We start from the raw sequence: 26003 nt of genomic DNA, 5'->3' as shown, positions 1-26003 counted from the left end.
TCGGGACCCGCCGGTTCCTACAGCAGCGAGTACCTACAGCAGCGAGCGCAGCACGTACTGCATGATGCCGCCGTGCCGGTAGTACTCCGCCTCACCGGGTGTGTCGATGCGCAGCGTCGCCGAGAACGTCGTGTCGTCCGCCGAGACGGTGACCTCTCGCGGGATGCCCCCGTCGTTGAGCGCGGTGACCCCGGTGACCGAGAACGTCTCCTCGCCGGTCAGCCCCAGCGATTCGGCGTTCTCACCCGGCGGGTACTGCAGCGGCAGCACGCCCATGCCGATCAGGTTCGAGCGGTGGATGCGCTCGTAGGACTCCGCGATCACGGCGCGCACCCCGAGCAGTGCGGTGCCCTTGGCGGCCCAGTCCCGCGACGATCCGGAGCCGTACTCCTTGCCGGCCAGGACGATCAGCGGCACGCCGGCCTCGGCGTAGTCCACCGAGGCGTCGTAGATCGTGGACACCGGCGCTGCCGAGGAGTCCGCCACCGCCGCGAAGTTCCGGGTGAAGCCGCCTTCGGGAAGAGCCGCAGCACCAGGGGGCGTCAGCTGGTTGCGCAGCCGGATGTTGGCGAAGGTGCCACGGATCATCACCTCGTGGTTTCCGCGCCGGGAGCCGTAGGAATTGAAGTCCTTGCGCTCCACGCCGTGCTCGGCGAGGTACGTGCCGGCAGGGGAGTCGCCGCGGATGGAGCCGGCCGGGCTGATGTGGTCGGTGGTGACCGAGTCGCCCACCTTGACCAGCACCCGCGCGCCGGTGATGTCGGTGACCGGCGCCGGCTCCAGCTGCATGCCGTCGAAGTACGGGGGCTTGCGGACGTAGGTGGACTCCGGGTCCCAGGTGAAGGTCCGCCCCTCGGGAGTGGGCAGCGACTGCCAGCGCTCGTCACCGGCGAAGACGTCGGCGTAGTCGTCGACGAACATCTCGCGCGCGATCGAGCCGGTGACGACCTCGTCGATCTCGGCGGTGCTGGGCCAGATGTCGCGCAGGAAGACGTCCTGGCCGTCCTGGCCCCTGCCGAGCGAGTCGTTGAACAGGTCGACGTCCATGGAGCCCGCGATCGCGTACGCCACGACCAGCGGGGGGGACGCCAGGTAGTTCATCTTGATGTCGGGATTGATCCGGCCCTCGAAGTTCCGGTTGCCCGACAGCACCGCCGCGACGGCCAGGTTCCCCTCGTTCACCGCGGCGCTGACCTCAGGGATCAGCGGGCCGGAGTTGCCGATGCAGGTGGTGCAGCCGTAGCCGACCAGGTTGAAGCCGAGCTTGTCCAGATACGGGGTCAGCCCGGAGCGGTCGTAGTAGTCACTGACCACCTTGGAGCCGGGCGCCAGCGTGGTCTTGACCCACGGCTTGCGGGACAGGCCCTTCTCGACCGCCTTCTTCGCCAGCAGCGCGGCGGCCACCATGACCGACGGGTTCGAGGTGTTCGTGCACGAGGTGATGGCAGCGATCGTCACCGCGCCGTGGTCGAGCTCGAAACGAGTTCCGTCGGCCAGCGTGACGGCAGTGGGCCTGCTCGGACGGCCGGCGTCGCCGGGGACGCCCGAGATCAGCTCGTTCGGGGCCGGCTCGGAGCTGTCCACGTCGTGGCTGGGCGGGTCGCTCGCCGGGAAGGACTCGGCCACCGCCTCGTCGTGCCCGCTCTGGTCACCCGTCGCCGGCGAGTCCTCCACGTAGGCGGTGAGAGCGGCGCGGAACGACGTCTTGGCGTCGCTGAGCGAGACCCGGTCCTGCGGCCGCTTGGGCCCGGCGATCGAGGGAACCACGGTCGCCAGGTCCAGCTCGAGGTACTCGGAGTAGGTCGCCTCGCGGGACGGGTCGTGCCACAGCCCCTGCGCCTTGGCGTACGCCTCGACCAGCGCGATCTGCTGCTCGTCGCGCCCGGTGAGGCGCAGATACTTCACCGTCTCGTCGTCCACCGGGAACACCGCGATGGTCGAGCCGTACTCCGGGCTCATGTTGCCGATGGTGGCGCGGTTGGCCAGCGGCACCGCGGTGACGCCGGTGCCGTAGAACTCCACGAACTTGCCGACCACGCCGTGCTTGCGGAGCATCTCGGTGATCGTCAGCACCAGGTCGGTCGCGGTCGCGCCCTCGGGCAACTGGCCGACGAGCTTGAAGCCGACGACGCGCGGGATCAGCATGGACACCGGCTGGCCCAGCATGGCGGCCTCGGCCTCGATGCCGCCGACGCCCCAGCCCACCACGCCCAGGCCGTTGATCATGGTGGTGTGCGAGTCCGTGCCGACGACCGTGTCGGGATAGGCCTGCAGCTCCGGCTCGCCCGAGCCGGTGTCGACACTGCGGCCGAAGACCACGCGCGCCAGGTGCTCGATGTTGACCTGGTGGATGATGCCGGTGCCCGGCGGGACGACCTTGAACTCGTCGAAGGCGGTCTGGCCCCACCGCAGGAACTGGTAGCGCTCGAAGTTGCGCTCGTACTCGAGTTCCACGTTGCCGGCGAAGGCGTCGGGGCCGCCGAAGAGGTCGGCGATCACGGAGTGGTCGATGACCAGCTCGGCCGGTGCCAGCGGGTTGATCCTGGCCGGATCGCCGCCGAGTTCGGCCACTGCCTCACGCATCGTCGCGAGATCGACCACGGCCGGGACGCCGGTGAAGTCCTGCATGACCACTCGGGCCGGCGTGAACTGGATCTCGGTGTCGGGCTCGGCATCGGCGCGCCAGCCGGCCAGCGCCTGGATCTGAGCGGCGGTCACATTGGCGTCGTCCTCGGTGCGCAACAGGTTCTCGAGCAGCACCTTGAGGCTGTAGGGCAGTCTCTCGGCGCCCGTGACCTTGTCCAGCCGGAAGTAGGTGTAGCTGGTGTCGCCGACCTGGAGCTGGTCCTTGGAATCGAAGCTGTTCGGATTGCCTGCTGGCACGTTCTTCTCCTTGGGACGGACGAATGGACGAACGCCGGAGCTGTCCGGGCGCTGGTCATCCGGCCCGATACCCGACCGCTCTCGCTGGTGTCATTGTTCCGCACGCCCGATTCAAGTCCCGAGCGGGTAGGCCGATGATGTGAGACAGGCAATCGGTTGGTGCCGATGTGACTGGTGAAACGAGTGTTACTGGCGTGACGACTGGCACGGATGGGGTCAGGCTGGCACTCTGTCGCATGGCACTCGAATCGCAGCAGCAGAACAGAGGGGTTCCACGTGTTCGGACAGGCCCGCGACAGAACCGCCGCACCGGCCGGCGGCCGACGCGCCTGGCGGGTGCTCATCTCCAGCGCCGCCGTGAGTGTCTCGCTGGTATGCGCGCTGAGTCCGGCCAGCGCCGCGCCCACGCCGCCGCCCAACCCCAGTGATTCCCAGATCGGCGCCGCGGCGTCGGCCAAGGCGTCCCTCGCCACTACGGTGGGCACACTGTCCGGCCAGATCGTTCAGGCACAGGCAGCCCTGCAGTCGCTCAACGCCCAGGCCGAACTCCAGGAGCAGAAGTACGCCTACGCGATCTCCAGGCTGAACGACGCCAAGGACGGCGCGCTCCACGCCAGGGCTGCCGTCGAGACGGCTCAGCAGGGCATCGACAGCGCGCGGGGGAACCTCACCACCTTCGTCCGCAGCACCTATATGTCTCCGTCAGCGGGTTCCACCACGGCGGGGCTGCTCACCGCCACCGACCCCGACGCGCTGCTGCAGAGCGGGGACTACCAGCACTACGTCTCCGCCCACAACCTGACCGCGATGGGTGCGCTCGACCGCGCCACGGTCGCGAAATCCAACGCCGACGCCAAGGCGAAGGCCTCGGTCGAGCTGCAGCGCCGGTTGACCGACGAGGCCGCGCAGGCGCAGCGTGCGGCGCAGGCCGCCTTCGCCAACAAGCAGGCCCAGACAGAGCAGCTGCGCAGCCAGCAGGCCAGCTATCAAACGCAGCTGCTCTCCGCGCAGACCCAGCTCGCCACTCTGAACGGCCAGCGGACCACGTTCCTCGCTTACCAGCAGGAGCAGGCCCGGATCGCGGCCGAGAAGGCCCGGCAGCTCGCTCTGGCCCGGGCCCGTGCGGCGGCAGCCCAGGCCCAGGCGCTCGCCCAGGCCCAGGCGCTTGTCCAGCAACGGGCCGACGCCGCCGCTGCGGCGGCGTCGGCGGCGGCGGCGGAGCGTGAGCGCCAAAGAGCCCGCGAGGCAGCCAACAGCAGCAGCAGCGGTGGGAGCAGCAGTAACAGCGGGACCGACAACAGCGGCGGGAGCAGTAACAGCGCCGGCAGCAACAGCAACAGCGGTGGCAGTGACAGCAACAGCGGTGGCAGTGACAGCAACAGCGGTGGCAGTGACAGCAACAGCGGTGGCAGTAGCAGTAGCGGTGGTAGCAGTAGCGGCGGCAGCATTAGCAACAGCGGTGGCAGTGACAGCAACAGCGGTGGCAGTAGCAGTAGCGGTGGTAGCAGTAGCGGCGGCAGCATTAGCAACAGCGGTGGCAGTAGCGGTGGCGGAAGTAGCGATGGCGGCAGCAGCACCGGTGGCGGCAGCACCGGCGGTGGCGGCAGTGACAGCGGCGGCGGCAGCACCGGCGGTGGCGGCAGCGCGCCGCTGCCCGCGCCCGGATCGACGGGCGGCTGGACGGCAGCCAAGGGGCAGGCCGCGGTCAGCCGCGCGATGACGCAGGTCGGCACGCCGTACAGCTGGGCAGCCGGGAACTACGACGGCCCCACCTACGGCGTGGACTCGCCCGGCACGGACGGCTGGAACGACCACACCGTCCTCGGCTTCGACTGCTCCGGCCTCACCATGTACGCCTGGGCGCCGCAGGGACTGTTCATGCCGCACTACGCGGCCAGCCAGTACCTCGTCGCCGGCTCGTACCACCCCCAGTCAGGCGACTTCCTGCCCGGTGATCTGCTGTTCTGGTCCGACAGCGGCCAGGCCGGTATCCACCACGTGGCGATGTACATCGGCGACGGCAACGTCATCCAGGCGCCCAACTCCGGCGACATCGTGAAGATCACGCCGTGGGACCAGGTCGCCTCCGGGTACTTCGGTGCCACCCGGCCCCTGACCTGAGGCGGCGGCGGCTCGCACGGAACCGGGAACTGCGCCCAGAGTGCGGTTACCCTGACAGGATGATCCACGCTTCCGCAGCAGAGACCGGGCCGGTGCTGATCGACACCTTCGGCCGGCGCGCCGAGGATCTGCGGATCTCGTTGACCGACAAGTGCTCGCTGCGCTGCACGTACTGCATGCCGGCCGAGGGCCTGAACTGGCTGCCGGCCACGTCCGTCCTCAGTGACGACGAGCTGGTCCGGCTCGCGGGCATCTTCGTGTCCCTCGGCGTGCGCACGATCCGGCTGACCGGCGGCGAGCCGCTGGTGCGGGCCGGGGTCGCCGGACTGGTCGCGCGGCTGGCGACGCTGGACCCGAAGCCAGAACTGTCCCTGACCACCAACGCCATCTCGCTCGCCGACAAGGCGGGCGACCTGGCGCGGTCGGGACTCAACCGGGTCAACGTCTCGCTGGACACCCTGGACCGGGCGAAGTTCGCCGCGCTCACCCGGCGCGACCGGTTGCCCGACGTCATCGCCGGCCTCGCCGCGGCCCGTGCCGCCGGCCTGCGCCCGATCAAGGTGAACGCCGTGCTGATGCGCGAGCAGAACCTGACCGAGGCGCCGCAACTCCTGGCCTGGGCGCTGCGTACCGGCTACCGGTTGCGCTTCATCGAGCACATGCCGCTGGACGCCGACCACCTCTGGACGATGGAAGGCATGGTCACCGCGGCCGAGGTCCTCGACGTGCTCAGCGAGTCCTTCGAGCTCCGTCCGCTGGGCCATGAGGGCCACGCCCCGTCCGAGGACTTCGAGGTCGTCGACGGCCCCGGCCGCGCGGACTGGGTCGCGCCCGAGAACGGGCCGCACCGCGTCGGCATCATCGCCTCGGTGACCCGGCCGTTCTGCCGCGACTGCGACCGGCTGCGGCTCACCGCGGACGGCCAGCTGCGCACCTGCCTGTTCGCGCACCAGGAGACGGACCTGCGCGCGCTGCTGCGCTCGGGCGCCGGCGACGACGAGATCGCCGAGCTGATCAGGACCGCGGTGCGCGCCAAGCCCGCCGGGCACGGCATCAACGCTCCGGGCTTCCGGCAGCCGGAGCGGACGATGTCGGCGATCGGCGGCTGAGCACAGCGAGTCCTCAGCACCTCGTCGGGCCGCGGTCGGCGCCGCTCAGATACCGTTACGCCCAGTAGCGAAATCCAGCCGAGTAGCCAGACCCAGCCGAGTAGCGAGACCCACCGGAAGACCTATCGAGGAGACACATGACGGAGCGTGGTCTCACACCCACACCGGCCAGCGACGCCACCGCGCTGGAGCGGGCGATGTTCGAGGTCAAGCGGGTCATCGTCGGCCAGGAGCGCATGGTCGAGCGGATGATGGTGAGCCTGCTGGCCCGCGGTCACTGCCTGCTCGAGGGCGTGCCGGGCGTCGCCAAGACCCTCGCCGTCGAAACCCTCGCGCACACCGTCAGCGGCAGCTTCGCCCGCCTGCAGTTCACTCCTGACCTGGTTCCGTCCGACATCGTCGGCACCCGGATCTACCGTCCGGGAGCCGAGCACTTCGACACCGAGCTCGGTCCGGTCTTCGCCAACTTCGTCCTCGCCGACGAGATCAACCGGGCGCCCGCGAAGGTGCAGTCCGCGCTGCTGGAGGTGATGGCGGAGCGGCAGGTGTCCCTGGGCGGCAAGCGCTACCCGCTGCCCAACCCGTTCCTCGTGCTGGCGACGCAGAACCCGATCGAGAGCGAGGGCGTGTACCCGCTGCCCGAGGCCCAGCGCGACCGGTTCCTGATGAAGATCACCGTCGACTACCCGTCGGCTGCCGAGGAGCGCGAGATCGTCTACCGGATGGGCATCGACCCGCCGGTCGCCCAGCCGGTCATCACGACCGACGAGCTGATCTCGCTGCAGCAGCGCGCCGGCCGGGTGTTCGTCCACCACGCCGTCGTCGACTACGTCGTGCGCCTCGTCATCGCCACCCGGCAGCCCGCCGAGTTCGGGATGGTCGATGTGGCCAACTGGATCTCCTACGGCGCCAGCCCCCGCGCCAGCCTCGGCCTGATCGCCGCCGGTCGTGCCCTGGCGCTGCTGCGCGGCCGGGACTACGTGCTGCCGCAGGACGTGCTGGACGTGGCCATCGACGTGCTGCCGCACCGGATGGTGCTGTCCTACGACGCCATCGCCGACGGGATCTCGGCCAACCAGGCGGTGTCGCGGGTGCTGCAGACCGTCTCGCTGCCGCAGGTGGCGCCCCGGCAGCGGGCGACCGGCGGGTTCATTCCCGCGGCCAGCGCGCCGGCGCCGCAGTCGAGCACCGCCACGTACACCAACGGCGCGCACGCGGCGCCCACCGCTCAGCAGGGCGGTGGCCAGCTGGGTGGTCAGGGGCAGCAGTCCGGTAACTGGGCGCCGCCGGCGTGACAGAACCCGGGTTCCCGTCGTCGCGGGCGTCGGCCACCGAGCTGGTCAGCTCGCAGACCGAGGCTGTCCTCCGGCGGCTCGAGTACGCCGTGCGCAACAAGCTCGACGGGCTGCTGCTCGGCAGTTACCTGGGGCTGGTCCCGGGACCCGGTAGCGACCCCGGCGAGTCGCGCCAGTATTACCCCGGTGATGACGTCCGGCGGATGGACTGGCCGGTCACCGCGCGGACGATGACGCCGCACGTCCGACAGACCACCGCCGACCGTGAGCTCGAGACGTGGCTGGTGATCGACCTGTCCCCGAGCCTGGACTTCGGCACGGTGAACACCGAGAAGCGGGAGCTCGTGCTGGCCGCCGCGACCGCGATCACCCACCTGACCGCCAAGGCCGGCAACCGAATCGGCGCGATCGTCACCACCGGCGAGGACAGCTACCGGATCCCGGCGGTCGCCGGTACCAACCACGCCCGGTACCTGATGCGCAAGCTGGCGGCCACGCCGCGCGCCTCGAGCGGCCGGCGCGGCGACCTCGCGCAGGCTCTGGAACAGGTCCGGCGCCCACCGCGGCGCCGGGGCATGGTGGTGGTCGTGTCCGACTTCCTCGGGGAGCCGGACTGGGAGCGGCCGCTGCGTGGTCTCGGAGACCGCCACGAGCTGCTCGGCATCGAGGTCCTGGACCCCCGGGAGCTCGAACTGCCGGCCGCCGGTCTGATGACCTTCGCCGATCCCGAAACCGGTGAGCAGGTCGAGGTGCAGACCTCGGACCCGAAGCTCCGCGCCCGCTACGCCGAGGCCGCGCAGCTGCAACGGACCGGCATCGCCACCATGCTGCGCCGGGCCGGTGCCGACCACCTGCAGCTGCGCACCGACTCGGACTGGCTGTCGGACATGGTGAAGTTCGTGGTGGCCAGACGCAGAGGTGTTGCCGTGCGCCCACCTTCCCGGGCCGGAATGATCGGAGTGCACTGATGCATTTCAGGTCCCCGTACTGGCTCTTTCTGCTGCTCGGCGCCGCTGCGATCGCGCTGGTGTACCTGCTCCTGCAGCTGCGCAAGCGGACGTTCGTGGCCAGGTTCAGCAACACCCAGCTGCTGGCGTCGGTGGTGCCTCGCCGTCCCGGCTGGCGGCGCCACCTGACGTTCTCGCTGCTGCTGGTGTCGCTCGTCGTGCTGTCGCTGGGCGTGGCCGGGCCGACCGCCGCCGTCCGGGTGCCGCGCGAGAAGGCGACCGTCATGCTCGCCATCGACGTGTCGCTGTCGATGGAGGCCACCGACGTGGTGCCGACCCGGTTGCAGGCGGCTCAGCAGGCCGCGGCGAACTTCGCCGACATCCTGCCGAAGCAGATCAACCTGGGCCTGGTGAAGTTCGGGCGCTCCGGCGACGTGCTGGTGCCCCCGACGCTGGACCGCAACGCGGTCAAGCATGCCATCGCCGGGCTGCAGCTGGAGGAGTACACCGCGATCGGCGAGGGCGTGTTCGCCTGCCTCGACGCCCTCACCACCTTCAGCAAGACCAGCACCACCAGCAACGACAAGCCGGCCCCGGCGCGGGTGGTGCTGCTCAGTGACGGCTACAACACCGTCGGCCGGACGGTGTCGGAAGCGGCGGCGGCCGCCAAGAAGGCGGACACCCCCGTCTCGACGATCGCGTTCGGGACCGACAACGGCACCGTGGACGTGCAGGGAACCGTCCAGTCGGTTCCCTCGGACAAGGTCACCCTGCGCGGTCTCGCCCAGTCGACCGGCGGCTCGTTCCACACCGCCACCTCGGTCGAGGAGCTCAAGTCCGTCTACAAGGACATCGGGTCCCAGATCGGTTACACCACGGAGCAGCGCGACATCAGCTGGCGGTTCATGCTGGCCGGGCTGCTGCTCGCCCTGGGCGCGGGCGCGACCTCATTGCTGTGGTCCGGCCGGCTCGCGTAAGCACCTGCGGTTCGGGGCCGGCTGCTCAGAGGGAGGCGGCTACTCAAGGGTAGGCAGAGCGCCAAGGCTGATCGGCTAGCGTGGCCCGGGTGAATAAGACTGTTCTAGTGACTGGTGGAAATCGCGGCATCGGGCTGTCCATCGCGCAGGCGTTCCAGGCTGCCGGTGACCGGGTGGCGGTGACGCACCGTGGCAGCGAGGTCGCCGACGGCCTGCTCGGCGTTCGCTGCGACGTGACGGACGAGGCGTCGGTGGACGCCGCGTTCAGCGCGGTGGAGGCGGAGTTCGGCCGCGTCGAGGTGCTGGTATCCAACGCCGGCATCACCGACGACACGCTGCTGATGCGGATGGGGGAGGACTCCTTCAACCGGGTGCTCGACGCCAACCTCACCGGGGCGTACCGGGTCGCCAAGCGCGCCACCCCCGGCATGCTGAAGGCCCGCAGCGGGCGGATGGTGTTCATCTCGTCCGTGGTCGCGATGATGGGCGCGCCGGGGCAGGCCAACTACGGCGCGAGCAAGGCCGGTCTGATCGGTCTGGCCCGCTCGATCGCCCGCGAGCTGGGCGGCCGCAACATCACCGCGAACGTGGTCGCGCCCGGCTTCATCGACACGGACATGACCGCGGAGATGACCGACGAGCGCCGGGCCACCATCCTGGCCGGCGTTCCGCTGAAGCGCTACGGGGCGGTGGAGGAGGTGGCCGAGGTGGTCCGCTTCCTCGCCTCCGACGCGGCCGCCTACGTCACCGGCGCGGTGCTTCCGGTCGACGGCGGCCTGAGCATGGGAATCTGAAGCTCCACACGAGAAGAGGACTGCGCGGTATGGGAATTCTGGACGGCAAGCGACTGCTCATCACCGGCGTGATCACCGATGCGTCGATCGCCTACTCCGTGGCGAAGGTCGCCCAGGAGCAGGGCGCCGAGGTGGTCCTGACAGGGTTCGGGCGGATGTCGCTGGTGGAACGGGTGGCCCGGAAGCTGCCCGAACCCGCGCCCGTGGTGGAGCTCGACGTCACCTCCGCCGACGACCTCGCCGCGCTGCCGGACCGGGTCCGCGAGCACGTCGACGGCCTGGACGGCGTACTGCACTCGATCGGCTTCGCCCCGGCATCCTGCCTCGGCGAGGCCTTTCTCGACGCGCCGTTCGCCGACGTGGCCACCGCGATGGAGGTGTCGGCGTTCAGCCTGAAGTCCCTCGCCGTGGCGACACTGCCGCTGTTCGGTGAGGCCGGCGGCTCGATCCTGGGCCTGGACTTCGACGCCCGGGTGGCCTGGCCCGCCTACAACTGGATGGGGGTCGCCAAGGCGGCGCTGGAATCGACGTCGCGCTACCTCGCCCGTGAGCTCGGCCCCCGCAACATCAGGGTGAACGTGATCGCGGCCGGGCCGGTGCGGACCATGGCCGCGCGCAGCATCCCCGGCTTCGACCAGTTCGAGGAGGCCTGGGGGCCGCGGTCCCCGCTCGGCTGGGACATCGACGACGCCACCCCGGTCGCGATGAGCTGCGCGGCCATGCTGTCGGACTGGTTCCCGGCCACGACCGGTGAGATGGTGCACGTCGACGGCGGCTTCCACGCGATGGGCGTCTGATGCCGGTGTGGCGGCAGGTACTTTCAGAGGTGTGATCAAGCCCGACTTCGACTCGTTCCTGCTGCTGTCCTTCGGAGGTCCGCAGGGGCCGGACGAGGTGATGCCGTTCCTGCGCCGCGTGACGGCCGGTCGCGGCGTGCCGGACGAGCGGCTGACCGAGGTGGCCCAGCACTACCTGCACTACGACGGGATCTCGCCGATCACCGCGCAGAACGAGGCACTGCTGGCCGCGCTGCAGGCGGAGTTCGACCGCCGGGGCATCAACCTGCCGCTGTACTTCGGCAACCGGAACTGGCATCCCTTCGTGACCGACACCGCCCGGAAGATGCAGGCTGACGGACGCCGGCACGCGCTGGTGCTCGCGACCAGCGCCACCGGGTCCTACTCCGGCTGCCGGCAGTACCGCGAGGACCTGGCCCACGCGGCGGCGGAGCTGGACGGGGTGGCGCCGGGCTTCACCAAGCTCCGGCACTACTTCGACCACCCGGGCTTGATCACGGCCAACGCCGACGCGGTCCGCCGCGCCCTGGCCGGCATCCGGCCCGAGCTGCGCGACGAGGCCCGGCTGGTCTTCACCGCCCACTCCATCCCCGTCAGCATGAACGACTCGGCCGGTCCGGACGGCGGCCTGTACGTCGCCGAGCAGAGCACCACGGCACGGCTGGTCGCGGAGGCGGTGCGCGGACCGGGTGCCGAGTTCGATCTGGTCTGGCAGTCCCGTTCCGGTCCGCCCCAGGTGCCGTGGCTGGAACCCGACATCAACGATCACCTGCGCGAGCTTGCCGCGACCGGGACGCGTGCGGTCGTCGTCGCTCCGACCGGCTTCGTCTCCGACCACCTCGAGGTGATCTGGGACCTGGACGAGGAGGCCCGCGAGACCGCCGTCGAGCTGGGGCTGGACTATGTGCGGGCCGCCACCGCCGGGACCGACACCGCGTTCGTGTCCGGGCTGGTGGACCTGGTGGAGGAGCAGCTCGACGGCAAGCCGGCCGAGTTCCTGGGCAGCCTCGGCCTGTGCGGTGTCGACTGCCCCGCCAGCTGCTGTCCCGCGCCGGTTCGCCGCTCCGCCTGAGCCGGCGGCTAGTTGGCCGATACCTCGGCTCGCCCTAGTTTGCCGATATCTCGGCGGCAGCGTTGTAGCCGGCCAGCAGCGCGCGCCGGACCGCCAGCCGTAGCGGCGCCAACGCCGCAGACCGTTCCGCGGCCGCGGCGACCGTGAGCTGAGCGGTGTCGTCGGCGTCCACCACGGTCAGCACGGCCGACAGCCGCTCGCCCTGCGCGAGAAGCCGCACAGCCCGGGGCGGGTGGCTGGGCGGCAGGTGCAGGCGCTCACCGGCCCGCCGGGCGTTCGACAACGCCGGGGCGGTATCTGTCAGCCAGCTGGTGACACCCTGGCGCGCGAAGAACGACGCGGTCTCGCGGATGCTCTCGGTCAGGTCGTGCTCGGCGTCGGCGATCCTGATCGGGTCCGGCGGCAGCTCACTCACCTCGCCGCGGTGCCAGCTGTATTCGCGTCCGGCGCTGCTGGGGGTGTCCCGGCCCGGTAGCACGGTCACGCCGAACTCGCGTCCGTACACCGCCTCGCCGGCCCGTAGCGCGGCGTCGCGGAACTCGCTCGGACCGGCCAGTCCCCGCACGTCGCCGGGAACGGGTAGGGCAAGACGCAGGACGGACGTACCGGCTCGCTTCCATTCGCTCAGCGCGGCGCCGACGGGGTGGACATCGCCCGGGCTGAAACCGGGACCGCCCGCCTGGCGGCCGCGGCTGGCCACGGCGTCGAGCACGTCATCGAAGGCAGCGGCGCCGGCCAGCCAGGCAGAGCCCCAGGCAGCCAGCTGCGCGCATCGGCGATGGTCGGACATAGGTTCTCACGGTACCGAACGATCCGTGGCTGTCAGTGCTACGCGCGCCGTTCCAGGAACTCAGCGTCCGCGTCCTTAAAGTGGTCGGGTGTATTCCGACGATGTCCTTGCCGACCGCTTACCCCGGCGCCGGAAGGTGGTTCGCGAGGTTCCGGCCGACCTGGACCTGGTGGTCGAGACCTCCGACGGCCGGTTCTGCGGTGCCGTGGTGGCCGTCGGTAAGACGGTGGTCGCGGGGGAGCAGCGCGACACCGTGACCCTGGCGGACCGGCTGGACCGCGAGCGGGTGTTCCCGATGCTGCCGGCCAGCTTCCTGCTGGAAGGCGAGGTGGTCACGCTGGTCCGGCCGGTGGCGACACCGGCCGCGCCGGTCAAGCCCGGACGGACCGCGTCCGGTTCGGTGGCGGTCGCCGGGGTTCGCGCGCAGGTCGCCAAGGCGAGCCGGATCTGGGTCGAGGGCGTGCACGACGCGGCACTGGTGGAGCGGATCTGGGGCGAGGACCTGCGCATCGAGGGCATCGTGGTGGAGCCCCTCGGCGGCATCGACGACCTCGCCGCCCAGGTGCGGGAGTTCCGACCCGGCCCGACCCGGCGACTGGGCGTGCTGGTGGACCACCTCGTGCCCAACTCGAAAGAGAGCCGGATCGCGGCGACCGTGACCTCGCCGCACGTGCTGATCAACGGTCACCCCTACGTCGACGTCTGGCAGGCCGTGAAGCCCACCGCACTGGGCATCGACCGGTGGCCGGTGATCCCGCGCGACATCGAATGGAAGGTCGGCATCGCCACCGCATTGGGAGTGTCGGACAGCCGTGAGATGTGGCGGCGGGTGCTCGGCTCGGTCAACAGCTTCGCCGATGTCGAGGTGCCGCTGCTGCGGTCGGTGGAGGAGCTGATCGACTTCGTGACCGTCGGGCAGTCGGCCTGAGGTGACGTGTCAGAGCCAGCTCACCCGTCCGTGCAGGGCCGCGTAGCCGACAAAGCTGACGGTGTCGAGGATGCTGTGGGCGATGATCAGCGGCAGCACCCGCTTGGTCCGGGTGAACCACCAGCCGAAGATCGCCCCCATGACGAAGTTCCCGACGAACCCGCCCAGCCCCTGGTAGGTGTGGTAGCTGCCCCGGATCGCGGCACTCAGCACGATGGCCTTCCACGGCGTCCAGTCCAGCTGCCGCAACCGGCTGAGCAGGAAGCCGATCATGACGATCTCTTCGAGCACGCCGTTCTGGATCGCGTCGAGCACCAGCACCGGATAGCGGTACCAGATGTCGGCCAGTCCCGATGCGCTGATCTCGGCGTTCAGGCCGAGCTGCCGGGCCACGATCACCAGGCCGAGCCCCGGCAACCCGATCAGCGCGGCGAACCCCAGCCCCACCCGGAGGTCGGCCTTCAGCCGCCGGGTGTCGAGCCCGATCCCGAAACCGGCGAGGCCGGGCGCCCGGCTCAGCAGGTACAGCGCCAGCAGGGCGGGCACCACGCCGTTGACGACGCCCAGCAGCTGGTATGAGAGATCGACCCAGGCCCGTGGATTCTGCGCGGTGTTCAGGGTCGCTACCGCACCCCGGAAGCCGCCCCTGGTCTGGATGTCGGCGAAGTTGATCAGGGAGTCGATCGCGGAGACGCCGAGCGAGACGCCCAGCACCAGCAGGATCTCGATTCCCCATCGGTCCCGGGCGTGGGGTTCGGCGGTCGCTGCCGGCGAAGGATTGGCCGCGGTGCTCACGTTCAGCCGACCCGGCCCATCAGTGGCCCCGCGCGATCCACTCGTCGAGGTGCGGGCGCTCGCCGCCGATGGTCGTGGACGCGCCGTGACCGGTGTGCACGACGGTGTCCGGCGCCAGCGTGAACAGCTGGGACCGGATGGAGTCGATGATGGTGTCGAAGCTCGAGTACGAGCGTCCGGTCGCGCCCGGACCCCCCTGGAACAGGGTGTCGCCGGTGAACACCGTCGCGAGCTCGGGAGCGTAGAAGCAGACCGCGCCGGGAGCGTGGCCCGGGGTGTGCCGGACCTGCAGCTCGACCCCCGCGACGGCGATCGACTCCTGCGAACCGAGCGGTTCGTAGTCGAAGTCGGGATGGCTCTGCCGCCACAGCACCTCATCGGCCGGGTGCAGCCGCACCGGTGCGCCGGTGGCCTCGCTCAGCTCCCGGGCGACGCTGACATGGTCGTCGTGGCCGTGGGTGCACAGCACCGAAAGCACAGTGCGGCCACCGATCAGGTCCACGATCGGCGCCAGCTCGTGTGGCGCGTCGATGACCACGCACTCGCTCTCGTTGCCCAGTACCCACACGTTGTTCTCGACGTCCCAGGTCCCGCCGTCCAGGCTGAACGTCCCCGATGTGGTCGCATGCGCGATCCGCGCGGTCATCAGAACACCACCACCGAGCGCAGCACGTCGCCGTGCCGCATCTTCTCGAACGCCGGCTCGATATCGGTGATGCCGATCGTCTCGCTGACGAACTTGTCCAGTGGCAACCGGCCTTGCAGATACAGGTCGATCAGCATCGGGAAGTCACGCGACGGCAGGCAGTCGCCGTACCAGGAGGACTTCAGCGAGCCGCCGCGGCCGAAGACGTCCAGCAACGGCAGCTCGATCCTCATCTCGGGGGTGGGGACGCCGACCAGCACGACCGTGCCGGCGAGGCCGCGGCCGTAGAAGGCCTGCCGGTACGTCTCGGGGCGCCCGACCGCATCCACCACGACATCGGCGCCGAAGCCGCCCGTGGCCGCCTGGATGGCCTCGACCGCGTCGGTCGCCGTGGAGTTGACGAGCTCGGTCGCGCCGAACTCGCGGGCGGCCGCCAGCTTGCGGTCATCGACGTCGACGGCGATGATCTTCGCCGCCCCGGCCAGTCGCGCCCCGGCGATCGCGGCCATTCCCACGCCACCGCAGCCGATCACCGCGATCGAATCACCCCGGCCGACCGCGCCCGTGTTGATCGCGGCGCCGATCCCCGCCATCACACCGCAGCCCAGCAACCCGGCGACGGTGGCCGGCGCCCGGGCGTCCACCTTGGTGCACTGACCGGCCGCGACGAGGGTCTTGTCGGCGAAGGCGCCGATCCCTAGCGCGGCGCTCAGCTCCGTGCCGTCCTCGAGGGTCATCTTCTGCTTGGCGTTGTGGGTGTTGAAGCAGTATTGCGGCCGGCCGCGCGTGCAGGCCCGGCACTGCCCGCACACCGCGCGCCAGTTGAGGATGACGAAGTCCCCGGGTGCCACCTCGGTGACGCCGTCCCCGACGCTCTCGACGATGCCCGCCGCCTCGTGCCCGAGCAGGAACGGGAACTCGTCGTTGATGCCACCCTCGCGGTAGTGCAGGTCCGTGTGGCACACCCCGCACGCCTGGATTCCGACGACGGCCTCGCCCGGCCCCGGATCGGGCACGTTGATCGTCACCAGTTCGACCGGCTTGCCTACGCTGCGCGCGATAACTCCGCGAACCTGTTGGGTCATGCGTATCTGTCTACATGATGCGCGGCGACAGGCGCATCCCGGTCAGCCGCTGTCAGCTTCGGTCGGACACCGGCACGTACGAGCGGCTGTCCGGGCCGGTGTAGAGCTGGCGCGGGCGGCCGATCTTCGTCTGCGGGTCGTTGATCATCTCGTGCCACTGGGCGATCCAGCCGGGCAGCCGGCCGATCGCGAACAGCACGGTGAACATCTTGGTGGGAAAGCCCATCGCCCGGTAGAGCAGGCCGGTGTAGAAGTCCACGTTCGGGTAGAGCTTGCGGCTGACGAAGTAGTCGTCCGACAGTGCGTAGCCCTCGAGCTCCAGGGCGATGTCGAGCAGGTCATCGCGCTTGCCCATCGCCGAGAGCACCTCGTCGGCGGCCTTCTTGATGATGGCCGCGCGCGGATCGTAGTTCTTGTAGACGCGGTGACCGAAGCCCATCAGCCGGACACCGGCCTCTTTGTTCTTCACCCGCTCGACGAAGGACCTCACGTCGCCGCCGTCGGCGCGGATGCTCTCGAGCATGTCGAGCACCGCACTGTTCGCCCCGCCGTGCAGCGGCCCGAACAGGGCGTTGATACCTGCCGAGATGGAGGCGAAAAGGTTGGCGTTGGACGAGCCGACGAGCCGCACCGTAGACGTCGAGCAGTTCTGCTCGTGGTCGGCGTGCAGCATGAACAGCAGGTCCAGCGCGCGGACCACCGCGGGATCGGCCTGGTACGGCTCAGCCGGCAGGCCGAACGTCATGCGCAGGAAGTTCTCGACCAGGTCGAGGGAGTTGTCGGGGTACAGGAACGGCTGGCCCATCGACTTCTTGTACGCGTAGGCCGCGATGGTCGGTACCTTCGCGAGCAGCCGGATGGTCGACAGGTCGACCTGCTCGGCATTGAAGGGGTCCAGCGAATCCTGGTAGAAGGTCGACAGGGCGGACACCGCCGAGGACAGCACCGGCATCGGATGCGCGTCGCGGGGAAAGCCGTCGAAGAACCGCTTGAGGTCCTCGTGCAGCAGGGTGTGCCGGCTGATTCGCGAGGTGAACGCGGTCAATTCGTCGGCGGTCGGCAGCTGGCCGTAGATCAGCAGGTAGGAGACCTCGGCGAAGTTGGACCTGGCGGCGAGCTCTTCGATCGGATAGCCGCGGTACCGCAGAATTCCGGCGTCGCCGTCGATGTAGGTGATCTGGGACGAGCAGGACGCGGTGTTCGCGAATCCCGGATCGTAGGTCACCAGGCCGGTCTTGGCGAGCAGCTTGCTGACATCGGCTCCCATCGCGCCCTCGGTCGTAGGCACGATCGGCAGCGTCAGATCATCACCCCTGACCGGGTGAAACAGGGCTGTGTCAACGCTTGTCGCGGTCTCCGACATCTTCAAGACTCCTTTGTCCATGGTCTGGGGCAAACCCTACTTCGCGAACCAGGGTGCTCCTCGCCAGGCCCGAATAGGATGTGTCAGATGGCGCCGGTGCGAACAGACATCACCCTCCCGGCGACGCCGCGGCAGGCCTGGGAGCTGGTCACCGACTGGACGTCGCACAGCCGCTGGATTCCCCTCACCACGGTCACCATCGACCCGGACAGCCCTGCTGGTTCCGGCCTGGGCACGAGGTTCACCGGCCGCACCCACCTCGGCCGAACCGGGTCGGGCGGCAGCGGGTTGAGCCGGCTGGGCTTCGACGACCCGATGGTGGTCACCCAGTGGCAGCCGCCGGACGTGCATGGCACCGGCTGTTGCCGGGTCGTCAAGCAGGGACCGTGGCTGACCGGCTGGGCCGAGGTCCAGGTCGCGGCGACTACCAGCGGTGCGCGGGTGACCTGGCTGGAAGAGGTCCGGACGCGCTGGGTTCCCCGGTTCGCCGACCCGGTGGTCAGCGCTGTCGGGTCTGCGCTCTTCGGACACGTGCTGCGCAAGATGGCAGCCGAACTCGCATCATCGCGCCCGGAGTGATGTAGTGAAGCCATGAGCGAAACCGATGACACTGCCTTCGGCGACGAGGTGTACGCCGCTGGAGACGACGACGCCGAGTACCTGGACCAGGCCGAGACACTGACCGGCGACGGCGTCGAACTGGACGAGCCGCTGGACACCAGTTACTCACCGCCCGACAACAGCCCGGTGGCCACCCGGTTCGGCAACACCGCCGCCGAGCAGGCGGAGGGTGAGAGCCTGGACCAGCGGCTGGCCCAGGAGGTACCCGACATCACGCCGGACACCGTCACCGCGGATGTGGCCGATCCGCGGGCGGGTCGCCTGATCGCACCGGACGAGGGCGCGCACGAGGACGACGAGGCCGCCCCGGTGGCCTTCGACGCAGGCAAGGCCGGCAGCGCGGCGACCGCCGAAGAGGCGGCGATGCACGTGGTGGACGAGGGCGACCTCAACCAGCAGGCCACCAACGAGGAGGACTTGAGCGCCGAGCCGCTGGACGACTTCCGCTGAGCTGAGCGGCCGGCCCGCTTCTCCTCCGGCGGTGGCCCGCAGCGGTCAGCCGACCAGCGAGCGCAGCAGGTGTTCGAGCTGCCGGGCCGGGTCCGCGGTCATTCCACCGTGGACCGGCCCCGGCTGCACGACGGTGCTCTTGGGAGCGGCCAGCCAGCCGAAGCGCTGGCCCAGGCCGGTGCGGCCGGCGGCACCGGCCGCGCCGTCGCCACAGCACAGTTGCCGCACCGCGTCCAGAGCCGCGGCCACCGCGGCGAGGTCCAGCTCCGGTGCCAGTGCCCGGATCGCCCCGGTACGGATTCTGCTTGCCGAGCAGAGGTAATCCGCGGCCTGGCTGTACACCACGACGCCGACATTGAGGAACTCCTCGCGGTCGACCCGAGGAACGCACCGCAGCACCACGTACTGGAACCCGGCCAGCTCCACCGACTGCCCCGGAGCCGTCATGACGCCACCGCCACGGGCAGCCAGCGCTTGCAGCCGTGCAGCCGCGCGAGCAGGTACGTCACGTACGCGCGCCGCACCGCCGCCGGTGTCCGGTGGTTGGGCGTCGGCTCCAGCCACTCGTCCGGGACCTGGGCCACGACCTCGGTCAGCAGATCCTCGTCGATCCTGCCGGCCAGCTCCGCGTCGGCGTCCGGCACGCCCGCGAGGTAGCCGATGAGCACGTGGTCGCCGGCGTCGTAGGGCTGGGCGGCGAATTTCTGCGGGCCGGCCGTCGGCGAGCCCCAGCCGTAGTGGAAGTACAGCGCGGCGCCGTGGTCGATCAACCACAGCCGGCGGTGCCAGACCAGCAGGTTCGGATTGCGCCAGCTGCGGTCGACGTTGGCGGTGAAGGCGTCCAGCCAGAGGATGCGGGCAGCCTCCGCCGGGTCGGGGGAGTAGCTGGAGTCCCAGCCGAACGCGCCGGGCAGGAAGTCGACCGCCAGGTTCAGCCCGACGCTGGCGGTGAGCAGATCCTGCACCTCTTCGTCGGCCTCGTACTTGCCGATCGTGGCGTCGAGCTGGAGCGCACGGAGCTCGGGAACCCGCAGTCCCAGCCGCCGCGCGAGCTCCCCGACGATCACCTCCGCCACCAGCACCTTCAAGCCCTGACCCGCGCCGCGGAACTTGGCGACGTAGGTTCCCAGGTCGCTTGCCTCGACGATGCCGGGCAGCGAACCCCCCTCGCGCAGCGGGGTCACATAGCGAAGGGCCTGCACGGTCGGGATCACACCGGCCAGCCTAGGTGATCGGGGCGGCCGCCTGACCGGTCCGGATCAGCTCGGCGTACGTCTGCCCGCTGAGCTTCAAGGTGCGCCGCTGCGTCCGGAAATCGACGTAGGCCAGACCGAAGCGCGGCCAGTACCCGTAGGCCCACTCGAAGTTGTCCAGCAGCGACCAGGCGAAGTACCCCTTCACCGGGGCGCCCTGGGCGGCGGCGCTGTTCATCGCGGCCAGGTGGCTCAGCAGGTAGTCCGTCCGCTCGGTGTCGGCCACGTAGCCGTCCGCGTCGGGCTCGTCGGTCCAGGCCGAGCCGTTCTCGGTGACGTACAGCGCCGGGGCGTCGTAGTCCTTCGTCAGCCGCAGCAGCAGCTCTTCCAGTCCCTGCGGATGCACCTCCCAGTCGAGGGCGGTGGTCACCGCGCCGGCCACCGGAACCTGGCGGTATCCCAGCGTGGCCACCGTGGGGTCTGCCCGCACCACCATGCGCATGTAGTAGTTCAGGCCGAGGAAGTCCAGCGGTGCGGCGATGGTCTGCAGGTCGCCGGTCCGTTCGGGCAGCTCGATGCCGTACAGCTGCACCATGTCGGCCGGAAACCCTTTGCCGTGCAGGGGATCCAGCCACCACCGGTTGGTGTGCCCGTCCGCCCGGGTCGCCGCGACGATGTCCTCGGTGCTATCCCCGGCCGGCTCGCACGGGCTCAGATTGTTGACGATTCCCACCGAGGGGGTGCTGGCGGCGGCGTGGCGGATGGCGTCCGTCGCCAGGCCGTGACCGAGCAGCAGGTGGTACGAGGCGTGCACCGCGCTGTGCAGGTCGCGGATGCCGGGCGCCATCCGACCCTCGAGGTGGCCGATCCACGCCGAGCACAGCGGCTCGTTCAGGGTGACCCAGTCGGTGACCCGGTCGCCCAGGCGCCCGGCGACGATCCCGGCGTACTCGGCGAAGCGGTAGGCGGTGTCGCGGGCGACCCAGCCACCCCGGCGCTGCAGTGCGGACGGCAGGTCCCAGTGGTACAGCGTCGTGAACGGCGTGATGCCGGCGGCCAGCAGATCGTCGACCAGCCGGTCGTAGTAGTCCAGACCCGCGGCGTTGACCGCGCCGCTGCCGGTCGGCTGGACCCGGGGCCAGGCGACCGAGAACCGGTACGAGTTCGCCCCGACGCTCGTGAGCAGTTCGAGGTCCTCCGGCCAGCGCCGGTAGGAATCGCAGGCGACCTCACCGGTGTCGCCACCGTCGATGGCCTCCGGGGTGCGGCAGAAGTCGTCCCAGATCGAGGAGCCCCTGCCGTCGGCGCGTACCGAGCCCTCGATCTGATAGGCCGAGGTCGCCACGCCCCAGACGAAGTCCGCGGGCAGGGAGCTGAGGTCAGTCATGAACTCTCCGGATGTTGCAGTGCGATGCGTGGTGCGGTGTGCGGGTCATTTCACGGCGCCGGCCGTCATCCCGGCCACCAGGAACCGCTGTAGCAGCAGGAAGCCGATCACGATGGGGATGCTGACGGTGAGCGAGGCGGCCATGATCTGGTTCCAGTAGATGTTGTTCTGAGTGGCATAGCCCTGCAGCCCCACCGCCAGGGTTCGGGTGGAGTCGTCGGTCATCACCGACGCGAACAGGACCTCGCCCCACGCCGTCATGAACGCATAGATCGCGACCGCCACGATGCCGGGTACCGCGGCCGGAACGACCACCCGGAACAGTGCGCCGAGCGGGCCGTTGCCGTCGACCTTCGCCGCCTCGTCCAGTTCACGCGGGATGGAATCGAGGTAGCCGACGAGCATCCAGATCGAGAACGGCAGCGTGAACGTCAGGTAAGTGATGATCAGCCCGGTCCGGCTGCCGTACAGCTCGATGCCGGTGGCCTGGCCGAGATTGACGAAGATGACGAACAGCGGCAGCAGGAACAGGATGCCGGGAAACATCTGGGTGGACAGCACGACCACCGAGAACGTCTGCCTGCCCCGGAACCGGTAGCGGCTGAGCGCGTACGCGGCGAGCAGCGCGATCGCCACCGAGGCCAGCGACGAGGTGGTCGAGACGAGCACGCTGTTGACGAAGTACCGGGCCAGCGGGATCGTCTGCCACATGTCGTGGAACGGCTGCAGGGTCAGGTGGGTCGGCAGCCACGAGAAGTCGCCCTGCACGTCGCTCAGTGGCTTCAGCGCCGAGGTCACCATGATGTAGATGGGCAGCAGGGTGAACAGCGACAGCAGCGTCAGCCCGACGCGGCGGGTCCAGGTGAACCAGGTGGGCTCACGCATGCTCGGTCCTCCGGTTCACCGCGACGAGATAGCTACCGGTCACCACGAGCAGGAACAGCAGCAGCAGCACCGACATCGCCGACCCGGTGCCGAAGTTCCAGGTGACGAACGAGTTCTGGTAGATGTGCATGGAGATCAGGTCCGCCTGGTGCGGTGCCGACTTGCCGAACAGCGTGTACGGCGTCGTGAACTCGTTGAACGTCCAGAGGAACAGCACCAGGATCAGCACCCGGTTCACCGGTGCCAGCAGTGGCAGGGTGACCCGCCGCAGCTGGCCCCCGATGCCGGCCCCGTCGAGCGCGGCAGCCTCGTACAGCTCACCGGGGATGCTCTGCAGGCCGGCCGTGAGGCAGAGGAAGGCGAAGGGCCAGCTGCGCCAGATCGTGACGATCACCAACGAATAGAAGCTGTTCTGGCCGATCAGCCAGAACGGCCGGTGGTCGACCACCTGCAGCTGGTCGACCAGCACATGGTTCACCACTCCGGTGTCGCGCTGGAGCATGAAGCTCCAGGTGATCACCGAGGCGAACACGGGCATGGCGTAGGGGATCAGGAACAACGTGCGGAGGATGCCGCGGCCGGCGAACGTCCGCTGGGTGAGCACCGCGGCGGCCATGCCGAGCAGCCACGAGAACCCCAGCACCAGAATGGTGAACGCCAGTGTCACCGCGAAGGAGTGCAGCAGCGCCTTTCCGGCGGGCTGGTTGATGTTCACCGCAAGCTTGTAGTTGTCGCCGCCCGCGAACGGCGCCGCCTTCCAGTTGCGCAGGTAGAACTGGGTCAGCTTCAGAAAGCTGATGGCCACGCCCACCATCATCGGGACGATGTGGATGAGCAGTTCCAGCAGGATCGCCGGCGCGAGCAGCAGATAGGGCAGCAGCTCGCGCCGGGGACGGCGGGCCTTACGCGGTGGTTCGGCCGGCCGGTCGGCCGGCCGAACCTGCTCGACCGTGTCTAGCACGTGCTCATCAACCGCCGATCTGCTGCTGGGCGGCCGCGAGCTGGCTCTTGATGGTGTCCTCGGTGACCGTCTTTCCGCTGGCCGCGTCGGCGAACATGTTCTTGATGGCGGTGCCGACCAGGGTCTCGAACTGGCTCTCCTGGGCGACGGCCGGAAGCGGCGCCGCGCTCTTGCTCAGGATGTCCTTGAAGGTCTGCACGGCCGGCGTTCCGAACGCCGGGTCGCTGTAGGCGTCGCTGACCGAGGGCAGCGAGCCGTAGGTCTTGTTCAGTTGCTCCTGCTCCGGGGTGCTCGTCATGAACTTGACGAACTTCAACGCCGCGTCCTTGTGCTTGGTGTTGTCGAACACCGCGAGGTTGATCCCGGCGACCATGCTGGTGACCTTCTTGCCGCCGGCCGGAGTGGTGGCGGGCAGTGGCAGCGGGGCGACGCCGATATCGGCGGCCTTCATTCCCAGCTGCGCCAGCGATCCGGAGGCCGCCTGCCAGAGCACCATCGAGGTCTTGCCGGTCGCGAAGTCCTTGAGCGCCTCGGTGCCGTTGGAGTACTCGGCATCACTCGGGCTGACGATCTTGTCGGTCTGCATCAGGTCGACGTACTGCTTGATCGCGGCGATGTTCTGCGGAGTGTCGAACGTCGGCTTGCCGGAGCCGTCGAAGAAGCTGCCGCCGTGCTGCTGGCTGAGCGTGAAAGCGTTGTGGATGTTCTCGGTGCCACTGCCCGCTTCCAGCGACAGGGCGAAGTGCTGGGCGGTGGTGAGCTTCTTGCCGTCGGCCACCAGCTCGTCCCAGGTCGCCGGGGGCTTGCTGATGCCGGCCGCCGCGAACTGCTTCTTGTTGTAGTACAGGCCGTAGGCGAGGCTGTAGAGCGGCACGGCCGTGGGAGCCTTGCCCTCGGCGCCGGTCGCCGACAGGCTGCCGGCCAGGAAGCGGTCCTTGCCACCGACCTGCTGGATGGTGGCGTCGTCGAACTGCGTCAGGGCACCGGTGGCCTGCAGCGAGGCGGACCAGGTGTTGCCGATGTTGAGCACGTCCGGGCCCTTGCCGGACGTGGTCGCCGCCAGGATCCGGTTCAGCAGGTCCGACCACGGGACGACCTCGACGTTGACCTTGATGCCGGTCTGGCTGGTGAACTTGGCCAGCTCGGGTGTCAGGATCTGCTTGTCGTTGGCCAGGCTGGTGCCCTGGTTGCTCGCCCAGTACGTCAGGGTCGTGTTCGCGTCGGCGTTCTTGCTGTCGCCACTGGTGCCGCTGGCGCCCTTGGCACTGTCGCCGCTGCCACAGGCGGCAAGCGGGACGGCGAGCAGCGCGGTGGTGATGGCCGCGGTGGCGGTCCTGGTCAGTCGCACGGTGAGTCCTTCCATTCGGTGCGGGAGTTGCCCGCCGCTCAGAGACGATCGACGAGGGGCCCGCACACTCCTGCAAGGCTTCCTCTAAGTCGTGAATCATGTGGCGAGACGGGGCCGGAGTCAACCTCCGCCCCGGCTCCGACTCCGATTTGTTATCCGCACGTTGCGCGACGTTAAGGGCCAGTTACGTGCGCGCGTTGCCGCCGCTCTTACACGACGTGAAGTATGGTCGGCGATAGCTGCACCACACCGCTAAGTCGTACACGTCTCGCAGGGGAGCGCCGATGCCCGGGACGAGGACGACGACCGTCCGGGATCTTCGCAAGAGCAACCGGGCGCGCGCGCTGTGGGAGCTGTACATGAACGGCCCGCTGACCCGGCAGGAGGTGGGCGCGGCTGCCGGAGTGAGCCCGGCCACCGTCAGCAACCTCGTCGGGGAGCTGCTCGAGCAGGGCGTGGTGATCGAGGTCGGGCTCGAGGACTCCAACGGCGGACGGCCTCGCGGCCTGCTGCAGGTCAACCCGGAGTACGGCTTCGTGGTCGGCGTCGACGTCGGCGAGACGGCGTTACTGGTCGAGCTGTTCGACCTGTCGATGAAGGTCCGCGCCTCGCACGTGTCGACCACCGAGCTGGCCCGGCTCGATCCCCAGGACGTGGTCGACCGGGTGCACGAGGGCATCGAGGCGGTGATCGCGCAGGCCGGCGTCCGGTCCGAGCAGATCCTCGGCGTCGGCGTCGGCGTACCGGGGCTGGTCGAGCACGGGAACGACGCCGTGGTGCACGGTCAGAGCGTCGGCTGGGACGCGGTGCCGCTGGGGGCGATGCTGCGCGACGGCATGGACCTGCCGCTGCTGATCGACAACGGCGCCAAGACCCTGGGGCAGGCGGAGAAGTGGTTCGGCGCCGCCAGAGGCTCGGACAACGCGGTCATCGTGCTGCTCGGGATCGGCGTCGGCACCAGCATCATCAGCAATGGCGAGCTATACCGCGGCTCGACCAGCAGCGCGGGCGAGTGGGGCCACACCACCGTGATGGTCGAGGGCCGTCAGTGCCGTTGCGGAGCGGTGGGCTGCCTGGAGGCCTACGTCGGGGCGGAGGCCATCGTGGCGCGCTACGACGAGCTCAAGCGGCGCCGGGTCGAGATCAAGCCACGGGAGCTCGAGGAGCGCGTCGCCGCGATCGTGACCGCGGCGCCGTCCGACAAGGCGGCCGCCAAGGTCCTCGACGAGACGGCGACCTACCTCGGTGCGGGGATCGCCGACCTGGTGAACCTGTTCAACCCGGAGCGGGTGGTGGTCGGCGGCTGGCTCGGCCAGTTGCTGGGCGACACCCTGCTGCCCCGGGTTCGCGAGGTCGCCGCACGGCACGCGCTGCGGCTGCCCTTCAGCCACGTATCGATCCTCAAGGCGCAACTGGGCAAGGACGCCGTCGCGCTCGGCGCCGCCACGCTGCCCATCGCGAGCGTGCTGTCCTCCGGTGCCGTGCTGCCCTCGACCACCGTCCGGTCGCGGCTGCTCGACTCCAGCCGCGCCACCGGCTGACGCTCGCCGGAAACC

General features: G+C 69.6%; 24 protein-coding genes. 12 read left to right on the top strand and 12 right to left on the bottom strand.

Translation table 11 applies throughout. From position 1 onward, the window contains the following. Window positions 1–33: 33 nt before the first annotated feature. Window positions 34–2883, bottom strand: a complete 2850-nt coding sequence (locus RM423_RS04700) for an aconitate hydratase (protein WP_311421844.1) — start codon at window positions 2881–2883, stop codon at window positions 34–36. Window positions 2884–3159: 276 nt separating this feature from the next. On the opposite strand from RM423_RS04700, the gene RM423_RS04695 reads away from it, so the two are divergent. The 8 genes from RM423_RS04695 (at window position 3160) to RM423_RS04660 (ending at window position 11995) form a co-directional block, all read left to right on the top strand. Beyond that, on the top strand, window positions 3160–5004 hold the full coding sequence (locus RM423_RS04695; protein WP_311421843.1) for a C40 family peptidase: 1845 nt from the start codon (window positions 3160–3162) through the stop codon (window positions 5002–5004). Between the two features lie 59 nt (window positions 5005–5063). Beyond that, complete coding sequence (gene moaA / locus RM423_RS04690) at window positions 5064–6113, top strand: GTP 3',8-cyclase MoaA (protein WP_311421842.1); 1050 nt, start codon at window positions 5064–5066, stop codon at window positions 6111–6113. Between the two features lie 137 nt (window positions 6114–6250). Then, on the top strand, window positions 6251–7408 hold the full coding sequence (locus RM423_RS04685) for an AAA family ATPase (protein WP_311421841.1): 1158 nt from the start codon (window positions 6251–6253) through the stop codon (window positions 7406–7408). Continuing rightward, window positions 7405–8376: a DUF58 domain-containing protein gene (locus RM423_RS04680; protein WP_311421840.1), complete on the top strand. Its 972-nt coding sequence runs from the start codon at window positions 7405–7407 to the stop codon at window positions 8374–8376. Before RM423_RS04685 ends, RM423_RS04680 begins: the two co-directional genes overlap by 4 nt. Next, window positions 8373–9332 (top strand): VWA domain-containing protein, encoded by a 960-nt coding sequence (locus tag RM423_RS04675; RefSeq protein WP_396327599.1) that lies wholly within the window; start codon window positions 8373–8375, stop codon window positions 9330–9332. Before RM423_RS04680 ends, RM423_RS04675 begins: the two co-directional genes overlap by 4 nt. An 89-nt stretch (window positions 9333–9421) precedes the next feature. Beyond that, complete coding sequence (gene fabG / locus RM423_RS04670; protein WP_311421838.1) at window positions 9422–10126, top strand: 3-oxoacyl-ACP reductase FabG; 705 nt, start codon at window positions 9422–9424, stop codon at window positions 10124–10126. Between the two features lie 29 nt (window positions 10127–10155). Then, window positions 10156–10923 carry an enoyl-ACP reductase FabI gene (gene fabI, locus RM423_RS04665; RefSeq protein WP_311421837.1) on the top strand — a complete coding sequence of 256 codons (768 nt, stop codon included), beginning with the start codon at window positions 10156–10158 and terminating at the stop codon, window positions 10921–10923. 31 nt (window positions 10924–10954) lie between these two features. Next, window positions 10955–11995 (top strand): ferrochelatase, encoded by a 1041-nt coding sequence (locus RM423_RS04660; RefSeq protein WP_311421836.1) that lies wholly within the window; start codon window positions 10955–10957, stop codon window positions 11993–11995. A 34-nt stretch (window positions 11996–12029) separates the two neighbouring features. On the opposite strand, the gene RM423_RS04655 is transcribed toward RM423_RS04660, so the two are convergent. Beyond that, entirely contained in the window at window positions 12030–12785 is a 756-nt protein-coding gene (locus tag RM423_RS04655; protein WP_311421835.1) for a hypothetical protein, read from the bottom strand. Window positions 12786–12873: 88 nt separating this feature from the next. Between RM423_RS04655 and RM423_RS04650 the strand changes: the two genes are divergently transcribed. After that, window positions 12874–13713: a DUF3097 domain-containing protein gene (locus RM423_RS04650; RefSeq protein WP_311421834.1), complete on the top strand. Its 840-nt coding sequence runs from the start codon at window positions 12874–12876 to the stop codon at window positions 13711–13713. Window positions 13714–13722: 9 nt separating this feature from the next. Here the strand turns inward: RM423_RS04650 and RM423_RS04645 are convergent, their stop codons facing one another. The 4 genes from RM423_RS04645 to RM423_RS04630 form a co-directional block, all read right to left on the bottom strand. After that, on the bottom strand, window positions 13723–14442 hold the full coding sequence (locus RM423_RS04645; RefSeq protein ID WP_396327598.1) for a CPBP family intramembrane glutamic endopeptidase: 720 nt from the start codon (window positions 14440–14442) through the stop codon (window positions 13723–13725). Between the two features lie 85 nt (window positions 14443–14527). After that, window positions 14528–15154: an MBL fold metallo-hydrolase gene (locus RM423_RS04640; protein WP_311421832.1), complete on the bottom strand. Its 627-nt coding sequence runs from the start codon at window positions 15152–15154 to the stop codon at window positions 14528–14530. Then, on the bottom strand, window positions 15154–16239 hold the full coding sequence (locus RM423_RS04635) for an S-(hydroxymethyl)mycothiol dehydrogenase (RefSeq protein WP_311421831.1): 1086 nt from the start codon (window positions 16237–16239) through the stop codon (window positions 15154–15156). Before RM423_RS04635 ends, RM423_RS04640 begins: the two co-directional genes overlap by 1 nt. A gap of 52 nt (window positions 16240–16291) precedes the next feature. Next, window positions 16292–17602 (bottom strand): citrate synthase, encoded by a 1311-nt coding sequence (locus RM423_RS04630; protein WP_311421830.1) that lies wholly within the window; start codon window positions 17600–17602, stop codon window positions 16292–16294. A gap of 87 nt (window positions 17603–17689) precedes the next feature. Here RM423_RS04630 and RM423_RS04625 point away from each other — a divergent pair, with 87 nt between their 5' ends. Then, window positions 17690–18181 carry an SRPBCC family protein gene (locus RM423_RS04625; protein WP_311421829.1) on the top strand — a complete coding sequence of 164 codons (492 nt, stop codon included), beginning with the start codon at window positions 17690–17692 and terminating at the stop codon, window positions 18179–18181. Between the two features lie 12 nt (window positions 18182–18193). After that, window positions 18194–18673 carry a DUF5709 domain-containing protein gene (locus RM423_RS04620; protein ID WP_311421828.1) on the top strand — a complete coding sequence of 160 codons (480 nt, stop codon included), beginning with the start codon at window positions 18194–18196 and terminating at the stop codon, window positions 18671–18673. Between the two features lie 45 nt (window positions 18674–18718). Here the strand turns inward: RM423_RS04620 and RM423_RS04615 are convergent, their stop codons facing one another. The 6 genes from RM423_RS04615 to RM423_RS04590 are packed head-to-tail and all read right to left on the bottom strand — an operon-like array spanning window position 18719 to window position 24447. After that, entirely contained in the window at window positions 18719–19120 is a 402-nt protein-coding gene (locus tag RM423_RS04615) for a DUF3037 domain-containing protein (RefSeq protein ID WP_311421827.1), read from the bottom strand. Next, complete coding sequence (locus RM423_RS04610) at window positions 19117–19887, bottom strand: HipA family kinase (protein WP_311421826.1); 771 nt, start codon at window positions 19885–19887, stop codon at window positions 19117–19119. The genes RM423_RS04615 and RM423_RS04610 overlap by 4 nt, the downstream gene beginning before the upstream one ends. 10 nt (window positions 19888–19897) lie before the next feature. Further along, window positions 19898–21253: a GH1 family beta-glucosidase gene (locus tag RM423_RS04605; protein WP_311421825.1), complete on the bottom strand. Its 1356-nt coding sequence runs from the start codon at window positions 21251–21253 to the stop codon at window positions 19898–19900. Between the two features lie 45 nt (window positions 21254–21298). Then, window positions 21299–22138 (bottom strand): carbohydrate ABC transporter permease, encoded by an 840-nt coding sequence (locus RM423_RS04600; RefSeq protein ID WP_311421824.1) that lies wholly within the window; start codon window positions 22136–22138, stop codon window positions 21299–21301. Then, window positions 22131–23099, bottom strand: coding sequence for a carbohydrate ABC transporter permease (locus RM423_RS04595; protein ID WP_311421823.1), 969 nt, complete (start codon window positions 23097–23099; stop codon window positions 22131–22133). The genes RM423_RS04600 and RM423_RS04595 overlap by 8 nt, the downstream gene beginning before the upstream one ends. 7 nt (window positions 23100–23106) lie before the next feature. After that, window positions 23107–24447 carry an ABC transporter substrate-binding protein gene (locus RM423_RS04590; RefSeq protein ID WP_311421822.1) on the bottom strand — a complete coding sequence of 447 codons (1341 nt, stop codon included), beginning with the start codon at window positions 24445–24447 and terminating at the stop codon, window positions 23107–23109. Between the two features lie 284 nt (window positions 24448–24731). Between RM423_RS04590 and RM423_RS04585 the strand changes: the two genes are divergently transcribed. After that, entirely contained in the window at window positions 24732–25988 is a 1257-nt protein-coding gene (locus tag RM423_RS04585) for an ROK family transcriptional regulator (RefSeq protein ID WP_311421821.1), read from the top strand. Window positions 25989–26003 lie beyond the last annotated feature (15 nt).

Origin of the sequence: Jatrophihabitans lederbergiae (genome assembly GCF_031845305.1) — a bacterium.
GTDB classification, from domain to species: domain Bacteria; phylum Actinomycetota; class Actinomycetes; order Mycobacteriales; family Jatrophihabitantaceae; genus Jatrophihabitans_A; species Jatrophihabitans_A lederbergiae.
Note: the sequence above shows the minus strand (reverse complement) of the source record. Positions and strands in the feature narration are given on the sequence as shown.